The sequence below is a fragment of the Saccharothrix sp. 6-C genome, from assembly GCF_016695385.1.
GTDB classification, from domain to species: Bacteria; Actinomycetota; Actinomycetes; order Mycobacteriales; family Pseudonocardiaceae; genus Actinosynnema; species Actinosynnema texasense.
On the sequence record NZ_CP064192.1, the window covers coordinates 6,920,350 to 6,944,134 of the forward strand.

The window sequence follows — 23,785 nt, forward strand, 5'->3', positions numbered from 1 at the left end:
GGCGGCTAGAGCAGGCCGGCGCGGGCGGCGGCGAGGGCGGCTCGGGCGGAGCGCTCGGCGGTGGCGCGGTCGACCGGCTCGCCGGTGATGAAGATCCGGTAGTACAGCGGGGCGCAGGTGAGGCGGACGAGTTCGACCGGGTCGGTCTGCGGTGGGAGTTCGCCGCGTTCGACGGCGCGCGTGACGACCCGGGCCGCTTCGGTCTGCCGGGCGTCGTAGAAGGCGCGCTTCGCGTCGAGGGCCCGGGAGGACTGGAGGGCGGCGACGACGATCGCGACCGGCACGGGGAGGCGTCCGGGGTCGGTGAAGGCGTCCGCGACCTCGGTGGCGACGGCGATCAGGTCGCCCTCGACCGTGCCCGTGTCGGGGACCGGCCACTCGGTCTCGCGGGTGTGGTCCAGGGCGTCGGCGATGAGCACGTCGACCGTGCCCCACCGGCGGTACACGGTGGTCTTGTGCACGCCGGCGCGTTCGGCGACGTTCTCCACCGCCAGGCCGGAGTAGCCGTGCTCGGTCAGCTCGGCGTGGACGGCTCGGAGGACGGCTTCGCGGACGCGGGCCGAGCGTCCGCCGGGACGTGAGGTCAACTGCGACTCCAGTTGCGTTAGGCGACGTGCTGTGCAACTCTAACGCACCTGGAGTCGCGTTAGGAGCGTCGCTTGATTCCCGATCCCACCGTCCTGCACCCGTTGCCGCACGCCGACCGCGTCGTCCAGCTGAAGCCGTTGGTGACGTCGCCGACGATCGAGGTGGGCGAGTACACGTACTACGACGACCCGGAGCACGCGCTGGAGTTCGAGACGCGCAACGTGCTCTACGGGTACGGCGCCGAGAAGCTGGTCATCGGCAGGTTCTGCGCGCTGGCGGCCGGCACCAGGTTCATCATGGCCGGCGCGAACCACCTCGACGTCGGCGTGTCGACGTTCCCGTTCACGATCTTCGGCGGCACGTGGGCCGAGAAGACGATGGACCTGATCACCGGCATGGAGACGCGCGGCGACACGGTCGTCGGCAACGACGTCTGGTTCGGCTACGGCACGATCGTCATGCCCGGCGTGACGATCGGCGACGGCGCGATCATCGCGACCGGCTCGGTGGTGACGTCGGACGTGCCGCCGTACACCGTGGTGGGCGGCAACCCCGCGAAGCCGCTGAAGCAGCGGTACTCGGACGAGGACGTGGCTCGGCTGCTGCGCGCCAAGTGGTGGGACTGGCCGATCGAGCTGGTGACCGAGCACGTCCGCACGATCATGTCGGGCACGCCGGCCGAGGTCGAGCGCATCGCGGACGGGCGCCACCACCTCGGTGCGGACCACGGCGCCACCACGTCGCATTGCGAACCCCGGTGAACAACCGATCGGTCCAGCGCCACACCGCCTCACGTCACGGGATCATGGACGTCGGGAGGCTCGCCACGGCCGAGGACTTCAACCGGCACTGCGACCTGACCGGCGGCGTCCACCCGTCGGCGGTCGTGGAACCGGCCCGGCACTACCGGTTCCGGCCGTTGGGCGGGGCGTCGGCGGGTGCGATCGGCGCCGCGTTCACCGCCGCCGAGAAGGGCCGGGACCGGGGGCTTCCGCGAGCAACGTGACGCGGAGGCCGGCCGGCTGCCGCGCACCCGGTTCACCGAGGACGACTCGACCAAGACCGGCCGCTACCGCTGGATCCGGATGCGCCTGGCCATGCGCGAGTACCAGCAGCAGGCCGACCAGGCCGCCGACCGCGCCGCCCCGTACCGCGACCTCACCGCCCGCTACCGGATCCCCGAGGACCTGCACGCCAGGTTCGGCGCCGCACCGGACACCGACCCGGACCTGACCCCGCCCGAGTGACGGACCGTCAGACCTTCCGGCCGACCCCGGCGTACGCGGTGATGTAGGCGTCGTCCGAGTCCGGGCGCCACTCGCTCAACGGCACCACCCCCGGCTCCACGACCTCCAGGCCGGTGAAGAAGGCGGCGACCTCCGCGCCCGTCCGGAGCACCAGCGGGCTGTCCGTGCGGCGGTAGATGGCGTTGACCTGCTCGCCGCTCTCCCGGCCTTCCTGCGACACGCCGTCCCAGCTCGCGTGCGACATGGCCACGAAGCTGCCGGGCGCGAGCGCGTCCCGGTACCGGGCGATCGCCTCGGCCGGCTCGTCCGAGTCCGGCACGAAGTGCAGCACGGCGACCATCAGCAGGCCGATGGGCCGGTCGAAGTCGAGCATCGACCGCACCTCGTCGCTGCCCAGCACCGAGTCCGGATCACGCAGGTCCGCCTGGATCGCGACGGCCAGCGGGTTGTCCGCCAGCAACGCCGTGCTGTGCGCCACGGCCACCGGCTCGACGTCCGCGTACACCACCCGGGCCGCCGGGTTGGTCTGCTGGGCGATCTCGTGCACGTTGCCGACCGTCGGGATGCCCGATCCCAGGTCGAGGAACTGGTCGATGCCCTGGGCCAGCAGGTACCGCACCGCGCGCCGCAGGAACGACCGGTTGGCCCGGGCCGCGCCGGACATGCCGGGGAAGATCTGCTCGACCGACTTCGCCGCTTCCCGGTCGACCGCGAAGTTGTGCGACCCGCCGAGGAAGTAGTCGTACATCCGGGCCGCGCTCGGCCGGTCCAGGTCCACCGAAGACGGAACCCAGCTCGCCTGCTCCATGCGCACATCTCCTCGTCAGCCGACCGCGTGATCGTCGCGGTGTCGCATATCGGGCACAACCCCCGAATGGACGCTCGCTCTGGGCGAACACCTACCGGAAACAATCCCGCGCTCATCTTGGTTGAGCCAGTCAGACTCAACTTTGGAGGGATCATGGGCGAGACGTTGGCGCTCCCGGTGTTGCCGCTGGACGACGTGGTCGTGCTGCCGGGCATGGTCGTGCCGATCCGCCTCAGCGGCTCGGAGGCCACCGCCGAGGCCCGCGCCGCGATCGAGGCCGCGACGGCGACGGGCGGTCAGTCGAAGGTCCTGCTGGTGCCCCGGCTGGACGGCAAGTACGCCAAGGTGGGCACGTTGGCCCTGATAGAGCAGGTCGGCAGGCTTTCCGGCGGCGAACGCGCGGCCGTCGTGCGCGGCACCGAGCGGGTCCGCATCGGCACCGGCACGACCGGTCCGGGCGCGGCGCTGTGGGTCGAGGCGACCGTCGCGGACGAACCACCGGTCGACGACCGCACCCACGAGCTGGCCCGCGAGTACCGGGGGCTGGTCACCACGATCCTCCAGCAGCGCGGCGCGTGGCAGGTGGTCGACTCGGTGCAGCAAGTGGACGACCCGTCCGCCCTGGCCGACCTCGCCGGCTACGCCTCCTACCTCAGCGACGAGCAGAAGGTCTGGCTGCTGGAGACCAGCGACGTCACCGAGCGGCTGGAGAAGCTGCTGGAGTGGGGCCGCGAGTACCTGACCGAGCTCGACGTCGCCGAGACCATCCGCAAGGACGTCAAGGAAGGCGTCGAGAAGCAGCAGCGCGAGTTCCTGCTGCGCCGGCAGCTGGCCGCGATCCGCAAGGAGCTGGCCGAGCTCGACGGCAAGCCCGCCACCGAGGAGCAGGACTACCGGGCCCGCGTCGAGGGCGCGGACCTGCCCGAGCACGTCCGCAAGGCCGCCTTGGCCGAGGTGGACAAGCTCGAACGGACCTCCGAGCAGTCACCGGAGGTCGGCTGGATCCGCACCTGGCTCGACACCGTCCTCGAAATGCCCTGGAACGAGCGCACCGAGGACTCCTACGACATCACGGGCGCGCGTGCCGTCCTCGACGCCGACCACGCGGGCCTGGACGACGTCAAGGAACGCATCACCGAGTACCTGGCGGTCCGCCGCCGCCGCGCCGACCGCGGCCTGGGCGTCGTGGGCGGCCGCCGTTCCGGCGCGGTCCTGGCCCTCGTCGGTCCTCCCGGCGTGGGCAAGACCTCCCTCGGCGAGTCCGTGGCCCGCGCCATGGGCCGCGAGTTCGTCCGGGTGGCGCTCGGCGGCGTCCGCGACGAGGCCGAGATCCGCGGGCACCGGCGCACGTACGTCGGCGCGCTGCCGGGCCGGATCGTCCGCGCCATCTCCGAGGCCGGCTCGATGAACCCGGTCGTGCTGCTGGACGAGATCGACAAGGTGGGCGCGGACTACCGGGGCGACCCCACCGCGGCGTTGCTGGAAGTGCTCGACCCGGCCCAGAACCACACCTTCCGCGACCACTACCTGGAGGTCGAGCTCGACCTCTCCGACGTGGTCTTCCTCGCCACCGCCAACGTGCTGGAGTCCATCCCGGGCCCCCTCCTGGACCGCATGGAACTGGTCCGGCTCGACGGCTACACGGAGGACGAGAAGGTCACCATCGCCCGCGACCACCTCCTGCCCCGCCAGGTCGAACGCGCCGGCCTCACCTCGGAGGACGTGACGATCACCGAGCCGACCTTGCGCAAGCTGGCCGGCGAGTACACCCGTGAAGCGGGCGTCCGCCAACTGGAGCGCTCGCTGGCGCGCGTCCTCCGCAAGGTGACCGCACGCGTCGCCCTGGACGAGACCACCCTGCCGGTCACGGTGGACGTCCCGGACCTCCGGACCTACCTGGGTTCCCCCAAGCACACCCCGGAATCGGCCGAGCGCACCGCCGTGCCGGGCGTCGCGACCGGTCTGGCCGTCACCGGGGCGGGCGGCGACGTCCTCTTCGTGGAGGCGTCACTGGCGTCCCCGGGCACCGGCGCCTCCGGCGTCACCCTGACCGGCCAGCTGGGCGACGTGATGAAGGAGTCGGCCCAGATCGCCCTCTCCTACCTGCGCTCCAACGACGAACGAGCCGAAGCGCTCGCCGACCGGGGCGTCCACATCCACGTCCCGGCGGGCGCGGTGCCGAAGGACGGCCCCTCGGCCGGCGTGACCATGACCACGGCCCTGGCCTCACTGCTCTCCGGTCGCCCGGTCCGCTCGGACGTCGCGATGACCGGCGAGGTCTCCCTGACGGGCCGCGTCCTCCCGATCGGCGGCGTCAAGCAGAAGCTGCTCGCCGCCCACCGCGCCGGCATCACCACCGTCCTGCTGCCCCAGCGCAACGAACCCGACCTCGACGACGTCCCGGACTCCGTCCTGGCCGAACTGACCGTCCACCTCGTCGCCGACGTCCGCGAAGCCCTCGACCTCGCCCTCGAACCAGCCACCACCACTACCTCGACCACCACCACCGCAGCCGCCTAGAAACACCCACAACGACCCCGGCACATCCCCACCGAGGCCCGATCTGACATGGGTTCGGGTGCCACGGGCTGGACGAAGCCGGGCAGGCTTGGCGGGCACTTCATCCGCCAGGCCTGCCCGGCTTCGGCCTGCCTGGGGTGCCCGTAAGGGCCTCATGCCACATCGGGCAACGACCGACTCACACCGCCGCCTTGGGCTCCGCCAGGAAGTCGTCCAACACGACCGGCGTCAACCCGTCCAGCTTGCAGCGCTCCAAGAACGCCAGGAAGTCCTCCACGAACGTGTGCCGGAAGTGCATGAGCACGATGTCGCCCGCGTTCAACCGACCACCTGCCTGGAACTGCACGACCCCGTCGTTCACCGCCGCCGTCCACATGACCAGCGCCGTGAACCCGCAGTCCGCCGCCGCCCGCCGCGTCGTCTGGTCGTAGTTGCCGAACGGCGGCCGGAACAGCTTCGGCCGCGCGCCGAGCTGCACCCGGAGCAGGTCCGCGTTGCCGCAGATCTCCCCGCGCTGGAAGTCGTAGGAGGTGCCGGTCAGGTCGGGGTGCGTCGCCGTGTGCGCGTGGACCGTCGCGAGGCCCTCGAACCCCTTGAAGTAGTCGGCGTGGCCGTCGACGTGCTTCGAGTTCAGGAACAACGTCGGCTCGACGCCGCTCTTGCGCATCAACTCGACCGCGGCCGGGTGGCGGACGGCTCCGTCGTCGACGGTGATGAACACGTAGGGCCGGTCGGTGTCGATCCGCCGCACCACCGGCACCATGCCGTCCACCACCGGTGGCACCTGCTGCTGGGGCGTGCCGAAGGCGTAGGGCTGCTGGAACACGGGGATGGTGGTCCCACCCGGGCCGGGCAGGGCCGTCGGCGGCGTGGTGGTCGTCGTCGTCACGGCGGTCGTGGTCGTGGTGCCGGTCGCGGTCGGCGCAGCCTGCCGGGCTTCCGGCTGCGACGAGCACGCGCACACCACCGCGACGACGGCGGCCAGGACCGCCACTCCCCTGGGTCTCATTCCGTGTTCCCCCTCGAACGGGCATCACCCAGCCGGGCGACGCTCACTCGATGGGAGACGCTACGAGAATCCTTCAGGTTGCTCACAGCTCCGGGCGGTTTCCGACATCACCTCGCTGCGCCCGTCCCACGCCGGCGATAGGGTCGTCCGGGTCTGTCCCGCAAGATCACGTGTGGAGACCCGATGAGCCTCGAACGCCCCGTCGCGCCCGACCCCTACGCGCTGCTGCCGCAGGTGGCGTCGTTCACCCTCAGCTCGACCGACGTGTCCGACGGCCAACCGCTGGCGGAGGCGCACGTGTTCGAGGGTGGCAACACCTCGCCGCAGCTGAGCTGGACCGGGTTCCCGGAGGAGACCAAGAGCTTCGTGGTCACCTGCTTCGACCCGGACGCCCCGACGCCCTCGGGTTTCTGGCACTGGGTCGTGGTGAACGTCCCGGCGTCCGTCACCTCGCTCGACACCGGCGCGGGCGCCTCGGACGACGCGCTGCCCGCCGGCGCGTTCCACGTGCGCAGCGACTTCGGCACCCGCGCGTTCGGCGGGGCCGCCCCGCCGCCCGGCGACCAGGTGCACCGGTACTGCTTCGTGGTGCACGCCGTCGACGTCGACGGGCTGGACGTGGACGGCGACGCCTCTCCCGCCGTGGTCAGCTTCAACCTGGCGTTCCACACCCTGGCCCGCGCGATCCTGGTGCCGACCTACGCCCACTGACGCCCGGCGGGAACAAGTGCCCCACGTCGCGGGTTGCAGCACGACGTGAGGCACTTCGACCTGGTCATCATCGGCACCGGTTCCGGCAACTCCATCGTGGACGAGCGGTTCGCCGGCTGGAACATCGCGATCGTCGAGAAGGGCGTGTTCGGCGGCACGTGCCTGAACGTCGGGTGCATCCCCACGAAGATGTTCGTGCACACCGCCGACGTCGCCGCCGCGCCCGCGTCGGGCGCGCGGCTGGGCGTCGACGCCCACCTGGACGGCGTCCGGTGGACCGACGTGCGCGACCGGATCTTCGGCCGCATCGACCCCATCTCCGAGGGTGGCCGGCGCTGGCGGGCCGAGGAGAACGCGAACGTCACCGTCTACGAGGGCACGGCCCGGTTCACCGGTCCGAAGACCCTGGACACGGGCACCGGCGAGGTGATCACCGCGGACCGGTTCGTGCTCGCCGCGGGCAGCCGCCCGGTGGTCCCGGACGTCGCCGACCTCGACTCGGTGGGCTACCACACCAGTGACACGATCATGCGGCTCGACGCCCTGCCCCCTCGCCTCACCATCCTGGGCAGCGGTTTCGTGGCGGCGGAGTTCGCGCACGTGTTCTCGTCGTTCGGCGTGCAGGTGACCTTGATCGCGCGGTCCGACCTGCTCCTGCGGCACGAGGACCGCGAGGTCGCCGCCCGCTTCACCGAGACGGCCGCGCAGAAGTGGGACGTGCGGCTCAAGCGCAAGGCGGTGCGGGCCGAGCGGGTCGACGGCGTGGTCCGGCTGCACCTGGAGGGCCCGGACGGCGCGGAGGTCGTGGAGTCCGAGGAGCTGCTGGTCGCGGTCGGCCGCACGCCCAACTCCGACCTGCTCGACCTGGCCGCGACCGGTGTCGACCTGCACCCCGACGGCCGCGTGGTCGTCGACGAGCACCAGCGCACGTCCGCCGAGGGCGTCTACGCGCTGGGCGACGTCAGCTCGGAGTACCAGCTCAAGCACGTGGCCAACCACGAGGCTCGGGTCGTGCAGCACAACCTGCTGCACCCGGACGAGCCGATCTCCTCGGACCACCGGTTCGTGCCGGCGGCCGTCTTCTCGTCGCCGCAGATCGCCTCGGTCGGGTTGACGGAGGAGCAGGCCGTCGAGCGCGGCGTGCGGTACGTGGCGGCGGCGCAGGCCTACGCGTCGATCGCGTACGGCTGGGCGATGGAGGACACGACGGGGTTCGCGAAGGTGCTGGCCGATCCGGACACGGGCCTGATCCTGGGGGCGCACGTGATCGGCCCGCAGGCGTCGAGCGTGATCCAGCCGGTGATCCAGGCGATGAGCTTCGGCCTGGACGCCCGCACGATGGCGCGCGGGCAGTACTGGATCCACCCGGGGATGCCCGAGGTCATCGAGAACGCGCTGCTCAACCTGCCTCTGACGAACTGAGGCACCCGGCGGCTCCGGGACACGCCCCACTGAACGGACACGTGACGCGTGTGCGCGCATGACGCGCCTTCGTCGGGTGACGCGGAACGCGGGAGACCCGGTCGTACCCCTCGTGCGACCGGGTCTCCGTTCTGTCCGTAACCGACACATCGTGCCGGGAAGACGAGGCGTTATCACCTACACCGTGCGTGGCCGGCCGGCGATCCACCCGAGGGCGGTCAGCACGACCAGCAGCACCACCAGGACCAGCATCGACACGGTCCACGTGCCGGTCACCCCGCGCAGCACCCCGAACGCGAACGGGCCGGCGGCGGAGATCAGGTAGCCGATGCTCTGCGCCATGGCGGAGAGCCGGGCCGTGTCCGCGCCGGTCGACGTGCGCAACGAGATCATCACCAGGGCGAGCGGGAACATGCCCATGCCCACGCCGATCAGCACGACCCACAGCCCGGGGGCCGCGCCCGGGGCCAGGGCGAGACCCAGCACGCCCAGCACCGAGAGCACGCCCAGCACCAGCACCAGCCAGGACTGGCCCGACCAGCGCGCGGCCAGCGGCGGCACGATCAGGCTGACCGGCACGCCCAGCACCATCGTGATGGCCAGCAGCAGCCCGGCCGTCGTCCGGTCGACCCCCGAGTCGACGAGGATCTGCGGCAACCAGCCCATCACCGTGTAGGCCAGCAGCGACTGGAGCCCGAAGAACACCGTGATCACCCAGGCCAGCGGGCTGCGGAACAGCGGCCTGCCCACCCGCGCCGCGCGCACCGCGGGCCGTGCGGACAACCCGTGCCGCGCACCGGCCAGCCACACCAGCAACGCGGCCACCGACAGGAACGCCCACGCGCCGACGGCCAGCCGCCACGACCCGAACGCCGACTCCAGGCCGGGCGTGAACGCCGCGCCCAACGCCGCGCCGGCCGCCAACGCCGCCGTGTAGACGCCGGTCACCAGGCCCACCCGGCCCGGGAACGACTCCTTCACCACCACCGGGATCAGCACGTTGCACACCGCGATGCCCGCGCACGCGATGAACGTGCCGCCGAGCACCGCCGCCGGGCCGTCCACGACCCGCAGCACCAAGCCGACCGTCAGCACCAGCAACGACAGCCCGACCGCCCGGGCCATCCCGAACCGCCGGCCCAGCCAGGGCGCGAGGAACGCGGCGACGCCGAAGCACAGCGTGGGCACGGCGGTCAGCAGGCTCGTCCACGCGGTGGAGACGCCCAGCGACACGCGCACGTCACCCAGCACCGAGGCCAGGCTCGTCACGGCCGGGCGGAGGTTCGCGGCGGCCAGCGCTACGCCGATCGCCAACAGGGTGCTGCCGACCAGGGCAACTTGGCGGTTCCGACGCACCTCACCCGCGCCCGTGCGGCCAGGATGGTCGGCGATCGTCGCATTGGCATCGCCATCGGTGGCAATGTGGGCAGTCGACGGTGACCAGTCTGGCCGGGTCTGCTGGATTGGCACCGGACCACTATTACAGACATGGGATGTTCGGATGAAAGGATGACGCTGTGCCGTTGGCCACTACTCGGCGGGCCGGGCTCGTCGACCAGGTGATCGACCAGATGAGGGGAGCGATCGCCGCCGGTGAATGGCCGGTCGGCCGCCGCATCCCACCCGAACCGGAGCTGGTCACCGCCCTGGGCGTGGGGCGCAACACCGTGCGGGAGGCGGTGCGCGCGTTGTCCCACGCCGGGCTGTTGGAGGTGCGCCAGGGCGACGGCACGTTCGTCCGCGCGACCAGCGAGCTGTCCGGCGCGGTCCGCCGGATGTGCGGCAGCGAGCTGCGCGAGGTCCTCCAGGTGCGCCGGACGCTGGAGGTGGAGGGCGCCCGACTGGCCGCGACCCACCGCACCGACGAAGAGGTCCACAAGCTCGAAGAGCTGCTGGCCGAGCGGGACGGCGCGCTGGCCGCGAAGGACTGGGCCGGGCTGGTGGAGCGGGACACCGCGTTCCACGTGATGCTCGTCCAGTGCTCGCACAACACCCTGCTGGCCGAGCTGTACCAGGGCCTCACGGAGGCGGTCCGGGCCAGCATCACGGCCACCGTGGAAACCGATCACGAGGACGACCACGTGTCGCACGCCGGCCTGCTCGACGCGGTGCGCGACCGGGACGCGGCCCGCGCCGCGGCCGAGGCGGGCGGTTTCCTGGAGGAGTTGCTGGAGCGGCACAAGGACTGACCCACCACCCGGACCCGGCCGCCGCCTGAGCGGTCAAGGCCGCCGAGGCCACCACGCCGGTCCCGCAGGCCGCCGTCGACGACCTGCGGGCACGTCTCTTCGGCGTGCGCCCGACCGACGCCGACCGGTCCGGCCGGTGCCCGGCGAGGGCTGCCGGTAAGGGCTGCTGGTAAGGGCTTTCACGACGGGGCGGAGACCTCCCGCGGCGGCGGATTTCCGCAGGAGGCCCCCTGGTGAGTGGCTTGACCGGGCCGAGACCCACGACCCCCGACGGCCCACTCCGATACTCGTCGGAATCGGGCGCGCCGCAACCGTGGGATGCCCGATCGTTATCTGTTGCGGCACAAGCGTTCTCAAGCGGTCTCCCGCTGCTCCCAGCAGTCGCGCAACGCGGCCAGGGTCGCGGTCACGGCCGGGCGGCGGCCGGCCTGCGTGCGCCACACCGCGAACACCCGGCGCGTCGGCGTCGGCCGGAACGGCACCGCGCGCACCGAGCCCGGCAACGCGCCCCGCCCGAGCCGGGGCAGCAGCGCCACGCCGATCCCCTTCGCCAGCAACGCCAACTGCGTCTCGTACTCGGCGATCCGGTACGCCAGGTCGGGTTCCATGCCCGCGCCGCGGAAGGTGTTCACCAGCCAGTCGTGGCAGATCGTGCCCTCCGGCTGGCAGATCCACCGCTCGCCCGCCAGGTCCTCCGGCGTCACGGACTCCCGCCGCGCCAACGGGTGCGCGACGGGCAGCAGCACGTCGGCCACGTCCTCGCCCAACCGCACCCGGGACACCGGCTCCGGCACGGCCAGCGGCGCGTTGACCCAGTCGTGCGTGACGGCCAGGTCCAGCTCGCCGCGCGCCACCGCCTCCAGGCAGTCCGGCGGGTCGAGCTCGACCAGCCGCACGTCCAGCTGCGGGTGCCGCTCGGCCAGCCGCACCACCGCCGCCGGCAGCAGGCCGCGCGCGGCGGTGGCGAACGCGCCCACCCGCAGCTCGCCGACGGCCGCGCCGCGCTGCTCCTCCAACGCCACCTCGGCGTGCTCGACCAGCGCGAGCACCTGCCCGGCGGTGGCCGACAGCAGGTGGGCCGCGTCGGTCAGGGCGACACCGCGCCCGCGGCGTTCCAGCAGCGTGGTGCGGGTCTCCCGTTCCAGCTTGGCGATCTGCTGCGAGACCGCCGACGGCGTGTAGCCCAACGCCGTGGCCGCCGCGCCGACCGAGCCGTGCTGCGCGACCGCGTGCAGGGCGCGGAGCCGTCCGAGATCCAACATGTAGCGATACTAAACCGAAAGCTTCAGCAGTCGTCGCTAGTGCTAAACGATGTGAGCGCTGAGACTCGGTGCTGTGAAACCACGCCACGTCGCGATCGCGGTGCTCGTCGCCACCATCTGGGGGGTCAACTTCGTCGTCATCAAGGTGGGCCTGCGCGACTTCCCGCCGCTGTTCTTCTCCGCGCTGCGGTTCCTGGCCGCCGCCGTGCCCGCGCTGTGGTTCGTCGGCAGGCCCAAGGTGGCGTGGAAGTGGGTCGTCGCGGTCGCGCTGGCGCTCGGCGTGGCGAAGTTCGGGTTGGTGTTCGTCGGGATGGCGGCCGGGATGCCCGCCGGGCTGTCGTCCCTGGTGTTGCAGAGCCAGGTGTTCTTCACCGTGCTGTTCGCGGCCGTGCTGCTGGAGGAACGGCCGCGACCCGTGCAGCTGGTCGGGATGGGCGTGGCGGCGGCGGGGATCGCGGTGATCGCGATCGACTACGGCGTCGGCAGCCCGATCTCGGCCTTCCTGCTGGTGGTGCTGGGCGCGGTGGCGTGGGGCGTGGCGAACGTCGCCACCCGGTACGCCCGGCCGCCGGACCCGGTCAACTTCATCGTGTGGGTCAGCGCGTTGGCGGTGCTGCCGCTGCTCGGGCTGTCGCTCGTCTTCGAGGGACCGGCGGCGGACCTGGCCGCGCTGCGCGGGATCGGCTGGACCGGGGTCGGCGCGATCCTGTTCATCGCGTGGGTGTCGACGCTGCTCGGCTTCGGCCTGTGGAACCTGCTGCTGCGAACCTACGAAGCGAGCGCCGTGGTGCCGTTCGCGCTGCTGGTGCCCGTGGCGGGGATGCTGTCCGGGTGGCTGCTGCTGGACGAGGCGGTCAGCGCGGTCCGGCTCGGCGCGGCGGCGCTGGTGATCGCCGGCATGGCCGCCACGACGGTGAAACGACGAGCGCCCCGCGTGCCCGCGCCGGTCCTCGTCGGGTCGGGCGCCGGGGCGACACCGCTTTCTTCCGCCCGCATCGGTGATTGACGGCCCGCCGGCGGTCCGCTGGGCTGGAGGACGTGGAGCACCGCGTGCTGTCGGCCAGGACGATCGTGCTCTGGGCGGTCGGGCTCGGTGTCGTGGGAGCGGGGTCCGTCGCGGTCCTGCTGATCACGCTCGGTTCCGGTGAGCCCCGGGACGGCGTGCGGCTGGACGTGGTCCGCACCGCCTCCAGCATCCTGCTCGGCACGGGCGGCGCGGCGGCGCTGCTGCTCACCGCGCGCCGCCAGCGCTACGCCGAGCTCGACCTCGTGCAGAAGGACCACGACGCGACCGAGCGGCGGGTCACCGAGCTGTACGGCAAGGCCGCCGACCAGCTCGGCAGCGACAAGGCGCCGGTGCGCCTGGCCGGGCTGTACGCGCTGGAACGGCTGGCGCAGGGCAACCCCGCGCACCGGCAGACGATCGTGAACCTGGTCTGCGCCTACCTGCGGATGCCGTTCACCCCGCCGCCGGAGGTCCGGGCCAGGACCCGGATCGGGCCGCGCGACGCGCACCGGTTCCAGGAGCTGGAGGTGCGGCAGACCGCCACCGCCCTGCTGGCCGCGCACCTGCGACCGGACCGGCCCGACGTGTTCTGGGCGGGCATCGCGCTCGACCTGTCCAACGCCACGCTGGTCAAGCTCACCCTGACGCACGCGCGGATCGGGTCGGCGTCGTTCGCCGGCACCACATTCGTCGGCGCGGCGACGTTCCGCGGCACCGAGTTCACCGGCGCCGCGGACTTCCGCGACACGTGGTTCCGCGACCAGGCCGACTTCCGGCGGGTGCGGTTCGGCGAGTCGGTGTTCCGGGGCGCGGTGTTCGAGGGCGGCACGGACTTCGGCGTGCACACCGCGGCCAAGCTGGTCGGCGCCCGGACGCGGACCCGTGACGTGCGGCGGAAGTGGCCGGAGGGGTGGGTGGAGCAGGCCGCCGAGCCGGACTGGGCGGTGCTCATCGCCCGGCGGTGAACCCCGATGACCCGAACGGGCGACGTATCCCCGGGCCCGCCGTCGGTACCTTCACTGTGTGGCAACCCGTGAGCGGAGGTGTGACGTGTGTGCCATCTTCCGCATGTCCCTCCGTTCGAACCCGGGCCTCAGCTAGCGAACGTCCACTAGGACCGCACTGATTTCCCACGCACGGATGCGACCGCACGGTCCGCGACGGACCCACGCGGGCAGCGCCGCCCGGCTTGCCGGTCGGGCAGCCACCCGCCGCCGTCGCCGATCCGGTCGTCCGCACGTCTCCGCCCACCGGTGGCACCATCACGCGACTTGTCGGTCGCGCGCACCGCGGTCGGATGCCGTCAGGCGACAGGTGGCGCACCCGCCGGGGGGATGACCGGCAGCCCGGGTGGCACGCCCTCCTCCAGCAACGCCCACACCGCGTCGGTGTCGAGGTGGTCGGCGACCAGGTCGCCGAGCAGGTCGAGCTGAGCGGACCGCCGTCCGGCGAAGTCGACGTCCGGCGCGGGGGTGAATCCTTCCCGGCCCGCGTGGCCGGCGGCCCAGCGCAGGAACGCCCGGCGGAAGCCGTCGTTCTCCAGCAGGCCGTGCCAGTGGGTGCCCGCGACCCGGCCGCGCAGCGCGCCCTCCGGCGTGCCGTCCGGCAGGGTGAGGAGCCCTTCCTCGGCGTTGCGGGTGACCACGCCGTGGTGGATCTCGTAGCCCGTGACGGGCTCGCCGAGCGCGTCGCCGTGCGGCGTGCCCAGCGTCTTGCCCGGCTCGAACCGCACGTCCACGTCCAGCAGCCCCAAGCCCTCGACCACGCCCGCGCGCGACTCCACCGCGTCCTCGATCGTCCGGCCGAGCATCTGGAACCCGCCGCAGACGCCGAGCACCGGCCCGTCGTGCGCGGCGATCGCGTCGGCCAGGCCGGTGGCGCGCAGCCAGCGCAGGTCGTCCACCGTCGCCTTCGACCCGGGCACCACCACGAGGTCCGCGTCGGCCAGCCGGGACGGCTCGGTGACGAACCGCACCGACACACCCGGCTCGCACGCCAGCGCCTCGACGTCCGTGGCGTTGGAGATGCGCGGCAACCGCACCACGGCCACCCGCAGCCACTGGTCGCCGCGCGGCGGCTCGGGCCGGCCGATCACGCCGTCCGCCGCGTAGGACAGGGAGTCCTCCGCGTCCAGCCACAGCTCCTCCCGCCACGGCAGCACGCCGAGCACGGGACGCCCGGTGAGGGCGTGCAGCTGCCTCAGGCCCGGTTCGAGCAACGCCGGGTCGCCGCGGAACTTGTTCACCACGAACCCGCCGACCAGCGCCTGGTCGGCCGGGTCGAGCAGGGCCAGCGTGCCGAACAGGTGCGCGAACACCCCGCCCCGGTCGATGTCGCCGACCACGAGCACCGGCAGGTCCGCCGCCCGCGCCAGGCCCATGTTCGCGATGTCGTTCGCCCTGAGGTTGATCTCGGCGGGCGAGCCCGCGCCCTCGCAGACCACCACCTCGAACTCGTCGCGCAGGCCGTCCAGGGTGGTCAGGACCGTGGCGAACAACTCGGCCTTGCGCTCGCGGTAGGACAGCGCGGACACCTCGCCGACCGCCCGGCCCAGCACCACGACCTGCGAGCTGCGGTCGCCGCCCGGCTTGAGCAGCACCGGGTTGAACCGCACGCTCGGCGCCAGCCCGCACGCGGCGGCCTGCACCGCCTGCGCCCGGCCGATCTCGCCGCCGTCGGACGTCACGACCGAGTTGTTGGACATGTTCTGGGCCTTGAACGGGGCCGTCCTCACCCCTTGCCGGGTGAGCCACCTGCACAGACCCGCCGCCAGCACGCTCTTCCCCGCGTCCGACGTGGTGCCGGCCACCAGCAACGCACTGCGCACAATGTCCCCTCGTGTCGGTCCCGGCTGACATCATCCACCGCATGGTCGACGTCCCCGCCACCGCGGTCCTGGTGCACAGCCCCTACCTCGGGCCCGCGAGCATGCGCCCGCTCGCCGACGCGCTGGCCGAGCGCGGTCACCCCGTGGTGCTGCTCGACCTGCGGGTGAACGTCAACGCCGCCCCCGTCCACCAGCGGTTGCTCGGGGTGTTCGCCGACGCCGTCGAGGACGCCATGGTCGAGGGCGACCTGGTGCTCGTGGGGCACAGCGGCGCCGGTCCGCTGCTGCCCGCGTTCGCCGACGCCCTGGAGACCCCCGTGCGCGGGCTGGTGTTCCTCGACGCCGACCTGCCCACCCCGGGCCGGAGCTGGCGCGACGACGCGCCGGCCGAGCGGATGGCGCACCTGAAGACCATCTCCCGGGACGGCCTGATGCCGCGCTGGGACCTCTGGTTCGCGCCCGAGGCGCTGTCGGCGATGGTGCCGGACGTGCGGCTGCTGGAGGAGATCGTGGCCGAGGCGCCCGAGGTGCCGCTGGCGTTCCTCAAGGAGCCCCGGCCCACCGTGGCGTGGACCGGGCCGTGCTCGTACGTGCGGCTCAGCGGCGCCTACGACACCGCCGCCTCGGCGGCGCGGGAGCGGGGTTGGCCGGTGGTGGAGCTGGACAGCCACCACCTGGGCGCGGTGACGTCGCCCGCCGAGGTGGCGGCGGCCCTGGCGCCGCTGCTCGGCATGCGGTGAGGCGCCCGCTCAGCAGACGGTGAGGATCTCCGCGCCGTCCGCGGTGACCACGATCGTGTGCTCGAACTGGGCGGTCCAGCTCTTGTCGCGGGTGGTGACCGTCCAGCCGTCGTCCCACAGGTCGTGGTCGATGCCGCCGAGGGTGATCATCGGCTCGATGGTGAACGTCATGCCCTCTTCGATCACCGTGGGCACGTGCGGCGCGTCGTAGTGCAGCACGACCAGGCCGCTGTGGAACGTGCGGCCGATGCCGTGGCCGGTGAAGTCGCGGACCACGCCGTAGCCGAAGCGGTTGGCGTAGGACTCGATGACGCGGCCGACCACGTTGAGCTGCCGCCCCGGCTTCACCGCCTTGATGGCGCGCATGGTGGCCTCGTGCGTGCGCTCGACGAGGAGGCGGGCCTCCTCGCTCACGTCGCCGGCGAGGAAGGTGGCGTTCGTGTCGCCGTGCACGCCGCCGATGAACGCGGTGACGTCGACGTTGACGATGTCGCCGTCCTCCACGACGGTCGTGTCGGGGATGCCGTGGCAGATGACCTCGTTGAGCGAGGTGCAGCAGGACTTGGGGAAGCCGCGGTAGCCGAGCGTGGACGGGTACGCGCCGTTGTCGCACAGGAACTCGTGCGCGACCGCGTCGATCTCGTCGGTGGTCACGCCGGGCACGATCACCTTGCCCGCCTCCTGCAACGCCTGCGCCGCCAACCTGCCCGCGACGCGCATCGCCTCGACCACCTCGGGCGGCTGCACCCAGGGATCGGTGTTGCGCTTGGGTTCAGGCCGGTCGACGTACTCGGGCCGCTCGATCCTGGCGGGCACCGGACGGCGGGGGGACAGCACACCTGGCTGGAGGACGGCACGCGCGGACATGCCTCCAGATTACGGCTCAGCGTGATGAGGTATGCGCCACGTGTCCCCTACGCGGTCGCCTCGACCGTTCCGGGCGCGGCGGGCAGCGGTTCGGGCGGCCCGCCCACCCCGGCCGCGGACCGGCACTACCTCAGCCGAGCGCGGCCAGGAAGCGGGCGGTGGCCTCGACCGCCGGGGCGGAGCTGTTGGTGCCCAGGAGCAGGGTCGCGAACGCGATGTCGCCCCGGTAGCCGACGAACCAGCCGTGCGAGTTGGTGCCGTCGCCGAACTGCGCCGTGCCGGTCTTGCCCCGCACGTCCCCGTGCGGCTTGAGCTGCGGCGCGGTGCCGGTCTCGACCACTTCCCGCATCATCGCCCGCAACGGCTCCAGCACGGCGGGCGTCGGCGGGGTCGGGGTGTGGTCCACCTTCGTCTCCCGGCCCTTCAGCAGCGTCGGCACCGGCATCTTGCCCGTCGCCGTCGTCGCCGCCACCAGGGCCATGCCGAAAGGGCTCGCCAGCAGCTTGCCCTGGCCGAAGCCGTCCTCCGCCCGCTCCACCACGTCGGTGGCGGGTGGCACGGAACCGGTGATCGTGGTGATCGCCGGGATGTCGAAGTCGACGCCGAGGCCGAACGAGTCCGCCGCCTCGGTCAGCGCGTCCGGCTCCATCCCGGCCGCGAGCTGCGCGAACGTCGTGTTGCAGGAGAAGGCGAACGCCGAGTGCAGCGGGATCGTGCCCTTGTCGAACTCGTGGTCGTTCGGCACGACCCGGCGACCGTCGACGACCGTCGTGCCGGGGCACGGCAGCGGGGTGTCCGCCGTCGCCTGCCCGGACGACAGCGCCGCCGCCGCCGTCACGATCTTGAACGTCGACCCGGGCGGGTAGCGGCCGGACAGCGCCATCGGGCCCGCCTCGTCGGCCGGTCCGTTCTGCGCGACCGCCAGCACGTCGCCGGTCGACGCCTGCAACGCCACCAGCATCGCCGCCTGCGGCACGGGCTCCAGCGCGTCCTCCGCCGCCACCTGCGCCGAGCGGCTCAACGCGGTCGAGATCGCCTGCGCCGCCTCCGGCGCCTGCTCGTGCAGCGTCTCCACCTCGTCGCCGGCCGCGTTCACCGTGTACACGCGCAGCCCGGCCTTCCCGGCGATCTCCTCCTCCACCGCCTTGCGCACGGCGGGCAGCACCTGCGAGCCGAACGTGCGCGACGGCGCCAGCAGGCTCGTCTGCGTGGTGAACCGCACCCCCGGCAGCTCGTAGATCGCGGGCTTCACGGTCTGGTAGTCGGCGTCGCGCAGCGCTGCCACCTGGTAGACCTGCCCGGCGGGCGCCTTCGACACCCCGTCCACGATCGCCAACTGGGTGATCGCGGGGTCGATGGGCGTCAGCGCCGCGGCCAGCGCGGCGGCCACCGCGTTGAGGTCGCCCGCGTCCTTCGCGTCGAGCAGGACCGACACGACCTGCTCCGGCGCGAGCAGCGGCGTGCCGTCCCGGTCGAGCACGGGCGCCAGCGCGGGCTTCACCTCGGCCACGCCGAGCGACTGCTGCACGGCGAGCTTCGGGTGCACGACCGAAGGCGCCCAGTGCACCTTCCAGTCGTCCTCCTCGCGCCGGAGGTCGAACTTCGTCTGGTAGCTCCACGCGTGGTCGTGCCCGAGGTCCCAGTCGAGCCGCGCGGTCGCGTCGGCGGTGGTCGACTCGCCCGTCGAGCCCACCTGCTCGACCTCGGCGGCCAGGCTCTCCGGCTTGAGCACCTCGCGGACCTTGCCCAGCAGCTCCTTGGCGTCGGCCGGGTCGTCGGTGAGGCCGGCCGCGCCGTCCACGTCGCCCGCGGCGAGCTTGGCCAGGAAGTCGCCCGCCACCTGGTCCGGACCGGGACGGGAGGAGAACAGGCCGCAGCCGCTGACGAGCAGCAGGACCACCCCGGGAAGGACCAAGCGGGACAGGGACGGCTTGCGCGCGATCACGGCGCCGAGTATGCCCGGTGCGATCGACCGCACGCCGCGACGGTCTCAGAACAGCACGGTCGCGTACTGGCCGACCTGGGCGAAGCCGATCTTGCGGTAGGCCGCCTTGGCCACGTCGTTGTAGGAGTTCACGTACAGCGACGCGGTCCGGCCCATGCTCTTGACCAGGCGTTCGGCCACCGCCGCGGTGCCCGCCGCGCCGATGCCGTGCCCGCGGCGGTCCGGCCGCACCCACACGCCCTGGATCTGGCCCACCTGCGCCGACATCGCCCCGATCTCGGCCTTGAACACCACGTCGCCGCCCTCGAACCGGGCGAACGCCCGCCCGGCCGCGATCAGCTCGGCCACCCGCGCCCGGTAGGACACGCCGCCGTCCTCGGCGCACGGGTCGACGCCGACCTCCTCGATGAACATGGCGATCGCGGCGGGCAGGTACCGGTCGAGCTCGTCCGGTCGGACCGGCCGCACCAGCGGGTCCAGCGGGATCGACGGGCTGCCGCCCAGCGCCATCAACGGCTGGTCGGCGCGCACCTCGCGGGCCGGTCCCCAGTCCGGGGACAGCTCCTCCCACAGGCCGAGCACCTGCTCGGAGGGCCCGACCAGCGACGAGCACATGCGGCCGCGACGGCGGGCGCGGTCGGCGAAGCTGCGCAGCGCGGGCGTGTCGCCGCGCAGCGGGATCAGGTTCGGACCGGCGAAGCACAGCGCGTCGACCCGGCCGCCCCGCAGCGACCGGTGGTCGTACGCCCACACCTCGCCGCCGAGCCGCCACGGGTCGAGCCCCGCGACCTCGACCCGTGCGGCGACCATGCAGGACGCCACCGGGTCGGCCGCCAGCACGGCCAGCACCTCGGACAGGTCCCGCTCGTCGAGCAAACGCGCGCCAGCCAACCTCAGCACGCCGTCAAGCCTGCCAGATCGACCCCGTTACCCGCGCGTCCGCCACCCGCTCAGCCGACTGCCGGCCCACGTCCGACGGCGCTCAGCCGACCGTGACGACCGGTTCGCCGCCCTCGACGGTCTCGCCCATCTCCTCGGCGATCCGCATGGCCTCTTCGATCAGGGTCTCCACGATCTGGTGCTCGGGGACGGTCTTGACGACCTTGCCCTTGACGAAGATCTGGCCCTTGCCGTTGCCCGAGGCGACACCGAGGTCGGCCTCACGCGCCTCGCCCGGCCCGTTCACCACGCAGCCCATCACGGCGACCCGGAGCGGCACCTCCATGCCCTCCAGACCGGCCGTGACCTGCTCCGCCAGCGTGTAGACGTCGACCTGGGCGCGGCCGCAGGACGGGCACGACACGATCTCCAGCTTGCGCGGGCGCAGGTTGAGCGACTGGAGGATCTGGTGCCCGACCTTCACCTCCTCCACCGGAGGAGCCGACAGCGACACCCGGATCGTGTCCCCGATGCCCTGCCGCAGCAGCGCGCCGAACGCCACCGCCGACTTGATCGTGCCCTGGAACGCCGGGCCCGCCTCCGTCACACCCAGGTGCAGCGGGTAGTCGCACTGCTCGGCCAGCAGCTCGTACGCCCGGACCATCACCACCGGGTCGTTGTGCTTCACCGAGATCTTCAGGTCGTGGAAGTCGTGCTCGGCGAACAGCGACGCCTCCCACAGCGCCGACTCCGCCAGCGCCTCCGGCGTCGCCTTGCCGTACTTCGCCATCAACCGCGGGTCCAGCGAGCCCGCGTTCACGCCGATGCGGATCGGCGTGCCGTGGTCCCGGGCCGCCGCCGCGATCTCCTTGACCTTGTCGTCGAACTTCTTGATGTTGCCGGGGTTCACCCGGACCGCCGCGCAGCCGGCCTCGATCGCCGCGAACACGTACTTCGGCTGGAAGTGGATGTCCGCGATGACCGGGATCTGCGACTTCTTCGCGATCGCCGCCAGCGCGTCCGCGTCGTCCTGCGACGGGCACGCCACCCGCACGATGTCGCAGCCGGCCGCCGTCAGCTCCGCGATCTGCTGGAGCGTGGCGTTCACGTCCGCCGTCACGGTCGTCGTCATCGACTGCACCGACACCGGGAACTCACTCCCGACACCCACCGAACCCACCATGAGCTGGCGGGTCTTGCGCCGCTCCGACAACACCGGAGGAGGCATCGCCGGCAGGCCGAGCATGACGCCGTCACTCATGAACTGGCACCTCTCACTGGGATCACTGGAAGAGCTTGATCGGGTTGACGATGTCCGCGGTGATCGTCAACAACGTGACCGATCCGCCGACGAAAATCACGAAGTAGGTGAGCGGCAAGAGTCGCAGGTAGTTGACCGGCGCGCCGGCCGGCAGCCCGCGCAGCTTCCGGATCCAGTCTCGCACCCGCTCGTACAGGTTGACGGCGATGTGACCACCGTCAAGCGGCAGCAGCGGCAGGAGGTTGAACACACCCACGAAGAAGTTCAGGCCCGCCAGCATCAGCCAGAACAGCTGCCACAGGCCGCGGTCGACCGCCTCGCCGCCGAGCCTGCTCGCGCCGACCACGCTGACCGGGCTGTCGATGTCGCGCTCGCCGCCGCCGATGGCCTCGATCACGGCCGGGATCTTCTTCGGGAAGTTGATCAGACCGCGCCAGGTGTTCTCGAACATCGTGCCGGTGAACGAGGTCGCGCCGCCGATGGCGGTGATCGCGTTGTACTCGAAGTTGCGCTGCTGGATGACGCCGATCGCGCCGACCTCTTCCTTGTAGCGCGTGCCGTCCTTGCGCTCCAGCTCGCGCTCGACCCGGGCGACGTCGGCGGTGAGGGTCAGCTCGCGGCCGTCGCGGAGCACCCGGAACTCGGTCGTGCCGCTGCGCTCGCGGGTCTTGGTGAGCACGTCGGCCCAGGTGGGCGTGGCCGCGCCGGCCACCGCCACGATCTCGTCGCCGACCTGGAAGCCCGCGTCCTTGGCCGGCGCGGGCGCGCCGGGCGCGCACTCGGCGTCGGTGCTGCTCTGCACGCACGGGGCGACCTCGGCGATCATCGCGCTGTCGCGGAGGTTCGGGATGCCCATGGTGAAGGCCATGAAGTACAGGATCACGAAGCCCACGATGAAGTGGGTGATGGAGCCCGCGGACAGCACCACCACGCGCTTCCAGGTCTTCTGCCGGTTGAACGCGCGGTGCTGGTCCTCCGGCGCGACCTCCTCCAGCGCGGTCATGCCGGTGATCTCGCAGAAGCCGCCCGCCGGGATCGCCTTGAGGCCGTACTCGGTCTCGCCGCGGCGGAAGGACCAGATCTTCGGACCGAACCCGATGAAGTACCGGGTCACCTTCATCCCGAACATCTTCGCGGTGGCCAGGTGGCCGAGCTCGTGCAACGCGATCGAGATGCCGATGAGCAGGGCGAACAGCAGAATGCCCAGGAAAACGAGCACGTCAGTCCCTTCCAGACCCCACCGAAGTGGCCACGAGTTCCCGCGCCCGCGCCCGGGCCCATTGCTCCGCCGCGAGGACTTCGTCGACGTCGACCGGCTCGTGCGCCCAGCCGTCCGCCTCCGCGAGCACCCGTTCGACAGTGTCCACGATGGAGGTGAACGACGTGCCGCCGCCGAGGAAGACCGCGACCGCTTCCTCGTTCGCCGCGTTGTACACCGCCGGCAGGCAGCCACCGCCGGAGCCCGCCTGCCTGGCGAGCCGCACCGCCGGGAACGTCTCGTCGTCCAGCGGCTCGAACGTCCACGCCGTCGCCACGTCGAAAGTACACGCGGCGGCGGCGCCGGGGATGCGGTCCGGCCAGCCCAGCGCCAGGGCGATCGGCAGCTTCATGTCCGGCGGGCTGGCCTGGGCGAGGGTGGAGCCGTCGGTGAAGGTGACCATCGAGTGCACGATCGACTGGGGGTGCACGACCACGTCGATGCGGTCGTAGGGCACGTCGAACAGCAGCTGCGCCTCGATCAGCTCCAGGCCCTTGTTGACCAGGGTGGACGAGTTGACGGTGATGACCGGGCCCATCGACCACGTGGGGTGCGCCATGGCCTCGCGCGCGGTGACGTCGGCGAGCTGGGCGCGGGTGCGGCCGCGGAACGGGCCGCCGGAGGCCGTGAGGACGAGCTTCGCCACCTCGTCGGCCCGGCCGCCGCGCAGGCACTGGGCCAGGGCGGAGTGCTCGGAGTCGACCGGCACGATCTGACCGGGCCGGGCCGCCTTGAGCACGAGCGGGCCGCCCGCGATCAGCGACTCCTTGTTGGCCAGGGCGAGGGTCGCGCCCGCTTCGAGGGCGTGCAGCGTCGGCGCCAGGCCGATCGAGCCGGTGATGCCGTTGAGCACCACGTCGGCCGGGGTGGAGTCGACCAGGTCGGTCATCGCGGTCGGGCCGGCCAGGATGCGCGGCAGCTTGAACGCCCCCCGGGCGTAGCCGCGCTTCTGCGCCTCGGCGTAGAGGGCGAGCGTGACGTCCTCGACCGCGGTGGCCCGGGCGACGGCCACGGCCTGGACGCCGAACTCGACCGCCTGGGCGGCGAGGGCGGCCGGGTCGGCGCCGCCGGCGGCCAGGCCGACCACGGTGAACCGGTCGCGGTTGGCGGCGATGACGTCGAGGGCCTGGGTGCCGACGGACCCGGTCGACCCGAGTACCAGGACCGTGCGTGGTGTGCTCATCACCCACCATTGTTCCCGAGCCGACCTGATAACCCGCACAGCGGTACTTTGATAACAGAACGA

The 23,785-nt window shown here is 72.3% G+C and carries 22 protein-coding genes; 10 read left to right on the forward strand and 12 right to left on the reverse strand.

What is annotated here, in order from left to right; translation table 11 throughout:
* Positions 1-5 precede the first annotated feature (5 nt).
* Complete coding sequence (locus IOD16_RS29345) at positions 6-587, reverse strand: TetR/AcrR family transcriptional regulator (RefSeq protein ID WP_201436929.1); 582 nt, start codon at positions 585-587, stop codon at positions 6-8.
* A gap of 72 nt (positions 588-659) precedes the next feature.
* Here IOD16_RS29345 and IOD16_RS29350 point away from each other — a divergent pair, with 72 nt between their 5' ends.
* From IOD16_RS29350 to IOD16_RS29360, 3 genes are read left to right on the forward strand one after another with little or no spacing between them, the layout of a single operon-like run.
* On the forward strand, positions 660-1,349 hold the full coding sequence (locus tag IOD16_RS29350) for a CatB-related O-acetyltransferase (protein ID WP_201436930.1): 690 nt from the start codon (positions 660-662) through the stop codon (positions 1,347-1,349).
* 44 nt (positions 1,350-1,393) lie between these two features.
* Positions 1,394-1,594, forward strand: a complete 201-nt coding sequence (locus IOD16_RS29355) for a hypothetical protein (RefSeq protein WP_201436931.1) — start codon at positions 1,394-1,396, stop codon at positions 1,592-1,594.
* A complete protein-coding gene (locus tag IOD16_RS29360; RefSeq protein WP_201436932.1) occupies positions 1,527-1,835 on the forward strand; it encodes a hypothetical protein in 309 nt (102 codons plus the stop codon). The genes IOD16_RS29355 and IOD16_RS29360 overlap by 68 nt, the downstream gene beginning before the upstream one ends.
* 7 nt (positions 1,836-1,842) lie before the next feature.
* Here the strand turns inward: IOD16_RS29360 and IOD16_RS29365 are convergent, their stop codons facing one another.
* Positions 1,843-2,643: an SAM-dependent methyltransferase gene (locus IOD16_RS29365; protein ID WP_123746004.1), complete on the reverse strand. Its 801-nt coding sequence runs from the start codon at positions 2,641-2,643 to the stop codon at positions 1,843-1,845.
* 153 nt (positions 2,644-2,796) lie between these two features.
* On the opposite strand from IOD16_RS29365, the gene lon reads away from it, so the two are divergent.
* Positions 2,797-5,163, forward strand: coding sequence for an endopeptidase La (lon, locus tag IOD16_RS29370; RefSeq protein ID WP_201436933.1), 2,367 nt, complete (start codon positions 2,797-2,799; stop codon positions 5,161-5,163).
* 178 nt (positions 5,164-5,341) lie between these two features.
* Here lon and IOD16_RS29375 read toward each other — a convergent pair whose 3' ends face one another.
* Entirely contained in the window at positions 5,342-6,172 is an 831-nt protein-coding gene (locus IOD16_RS29375) for a polysaccharide deacetylase family protein (RefSeq protein ID WP_201436934.1), read from the reverse strand.
* 183 nt (positions 6,173-6,355) lie between these two features.
* On the opposite strand from IOD16_RS29375, the gene IOD16_RS29380 reads away from it, so the two are divergent.
* Both IOD16_RS29380 and IOD16_RS29385 read left to right on the forward strand, forming a co-directional pair.
* A complete protein-coding gene (locus IOD16_RS29380) occupies positions 6,356-6,883 on the forward strand; it encodes a YbhB/YbcL family Raf kinase inhibitor-like protein (RefSeq protein ID WP_201436935.1) in 528 nt (175 codons plus the stop codon).
* 45 nt (positions 6,884-6,928) lie between these two features.
* Positions 6,929-8,305: a mycothione reductase gene (locus tag IOD16_RS29385; RefSeq protein ID WP_201436936.1), complete on the forward strand. Its 1,377-nt coding sequence runs from the start codon at positions 6,929-6,931 to the stop codon at positions 8,303-8,305.
* A 177-nt stretch (positions 8,306-8,482) separates the two neighbouring features.
* Here the strand turns inward: IOD16_RS29385 and IOD16_RS29390 are convergent, their stop codons facing one another.
* Complete coding sequence (locus tag IOD16_RS29390) at positions 8,483-9,661, reverse strand: MFS transporter (protein ID WP_236594455.1); 1,179 nt, start codon at positions 9,659-9,661, stop codon at positions 8,483-8,485.
* Positions 9,662-9,822: 161 nt separating this feature from the next.
* Between IOD16_RS29390 and IOD16_RS29395 the strand changes: the two genes are divergently transcribed.
* Positions 9,823-10,494 (forward strand): FadR/GntR family transcriptional regulator, encoded by a 672-nt coding sequence (locus IOD16_RS29395; RefSeq protein WP_201436937.1) that lies wholly within the window; start codon positions 9,823-9,825, stop codon positions 10,492-10,494.
* 353 nt (positions 10,495-10,847) lie between these two features.
* Here the strand turns inward: IOD16_RS29395 and IOD16_RS29400 are convergent, their stop codons facing one another.
* On the reverse strand, positions 10,848-11,756 hold the full coding sequence (locus IOD16_RS29400) for a LysR family transcriptional regulator (protein WP_201436938.1): 909 nt from the start codon (positions 11,754-11,756) through the stop codon (positions 10,848-10,850).
* 73 nt (positions 11,757-11,829) lie between these two features.
* Between IOD16_RS29400 and IOD16_RS29405 the strand changes: the two genes are divergently transcribed.
* Complete coding sequence (locus IOD16_RS29405; RefSeq protein WP_201436939.1) at positions 11,830-12,762, forward strand: EamA family transporter; 933 nt, start codon at positions 11,830-11,832, stop codon at positions 12,760-12,762.
* A 32-nt stretch (positions 12,763-12,794) separates the two neighbouring features.
* Complete coding sequence (locus IOD16_RS29410) at positions 12,795-13,727, forward strand: pentapeptide repeat-containing protein (protein ID WP_236594456.1); 933 nt, start codon at positions 12,795-12,797, stop codon at positions 13,725-13,727.
* Positions 13,728-14,065: 338 nt separating this feature from the next.
* Here IOD16_RS29410 and IOD16_RS29415 read toward each other — a convergent pair whose 3' ends face one another.
* Complete coding sequence (locus IOD16_RS29415) at positions 14,066-15,589, reverse strand: cobyric acid synthase (protein WP_201436940.1); 1,524 nt, start codon at positions 15,587-15,589, stop codon at positions 14,066-14,068.
* 11 nt (positions 15,590-15,600) lie between these two features.
* Here IOD16_RS29415 and IOD16_RS29420 point away from each other — a divergent pair, with 11 nt between their 5' ends.
* On the forward strand, positions 15,601-16,329 hold the full coding sequence (locus IOD16_RS29420) for an alpha/beta fold hydrolase (protein ID WP_236594457.1): 729 nt from the start codon (positions 15,601-15,603) through the stop codon (positions 16,327-16,329).
* Positions 16,330-16,338: 9 nt separating this feature from the next.
* Here IOD16_RS29420 and map read toward each other — a convergent pair whose 3' ends face one another.
* The 6 genes from map to dxr all read right to left on the reverse strand — a co-directional run bounded on the left by map (position 16,339) and on the right by dxr (position 23,722).
* Positions 16,339-17,196: a type I methionyl aminopeptidase gene (map, locus tag IOD16_RS29425; RefSeq protein ID WP_123745995.1), complete on the reverse strand. Its 858-nt coding sequence runs from the start codon at positions 17,194-17,196 to the stop codon at positions 16,339-16,341.
* Between the two features lie 130 nt (positions 17,197-17,326).
* Entirely contained in the window at positions 17,327-19,141 is a 1,815-nt protein-coding gene (locus IOD16_RS29430; RefSeq protein ID WP_201436941.1) for a penicillin-binding transpeptidase domain-containing protein, read from the reverse strand.
* A 45-nt stretch (positions 19,142-19,186) separates the two neighbouring features.
* Positions 19,187-20,041, reverse strand: coding sequence for a GNAT family N-acetyltransferase (locus IOD16_RS29435; RefSeq protein ID WP_170185246.1), 855 nt, complete (start codon positions 20,039-20,041; stop codon positions 19,187-19,189).
* Between the two features lie 82 nt (positions 20,042-20,123).
* On the reverse strand, positions 20,124-21,281 hold the full coding sequence (gene ispG, locus IOD16_RS29440; protein ID WP_123745993.1) for a flavodoxin-dependent (E)-4-hydroxy-3-methylbut-2-enyl-diphosphate synthase: 1,158 nt from the start codon (positions 21,279-21,281) through the stop codon (positions 20,124-20,126).
* 22 nt (positions 21,282-21,303) lie between these two features.
* Positions 21,304-22,500 (reverse strand): M50 family metallopeptidase, encoded by a 1,197-nt coding sequence (locus IOD16_RS29445; RefSeq protein WP_201436942.1) that lies wholly within the window; start codon positions 22,498-22,500, stop codon positions 21,304-21,306.
* Between the two features lies 1 nt (position 22,501).
* Positions 22,502-23,722, reverse strand: coding sequence for a 1-deoxy-D-xylulose-5-phosphate reductoisomerase (gene dxr, locus IOD16_RS29450; RefSeq protein ID WP_201436943.1), 1,221 nt, complete (start codon positions 23,720-23,722; stop codon positions 22,502-22,504).
* Positions 23,723-23,785: the final 63 nt, after the last annotated feature.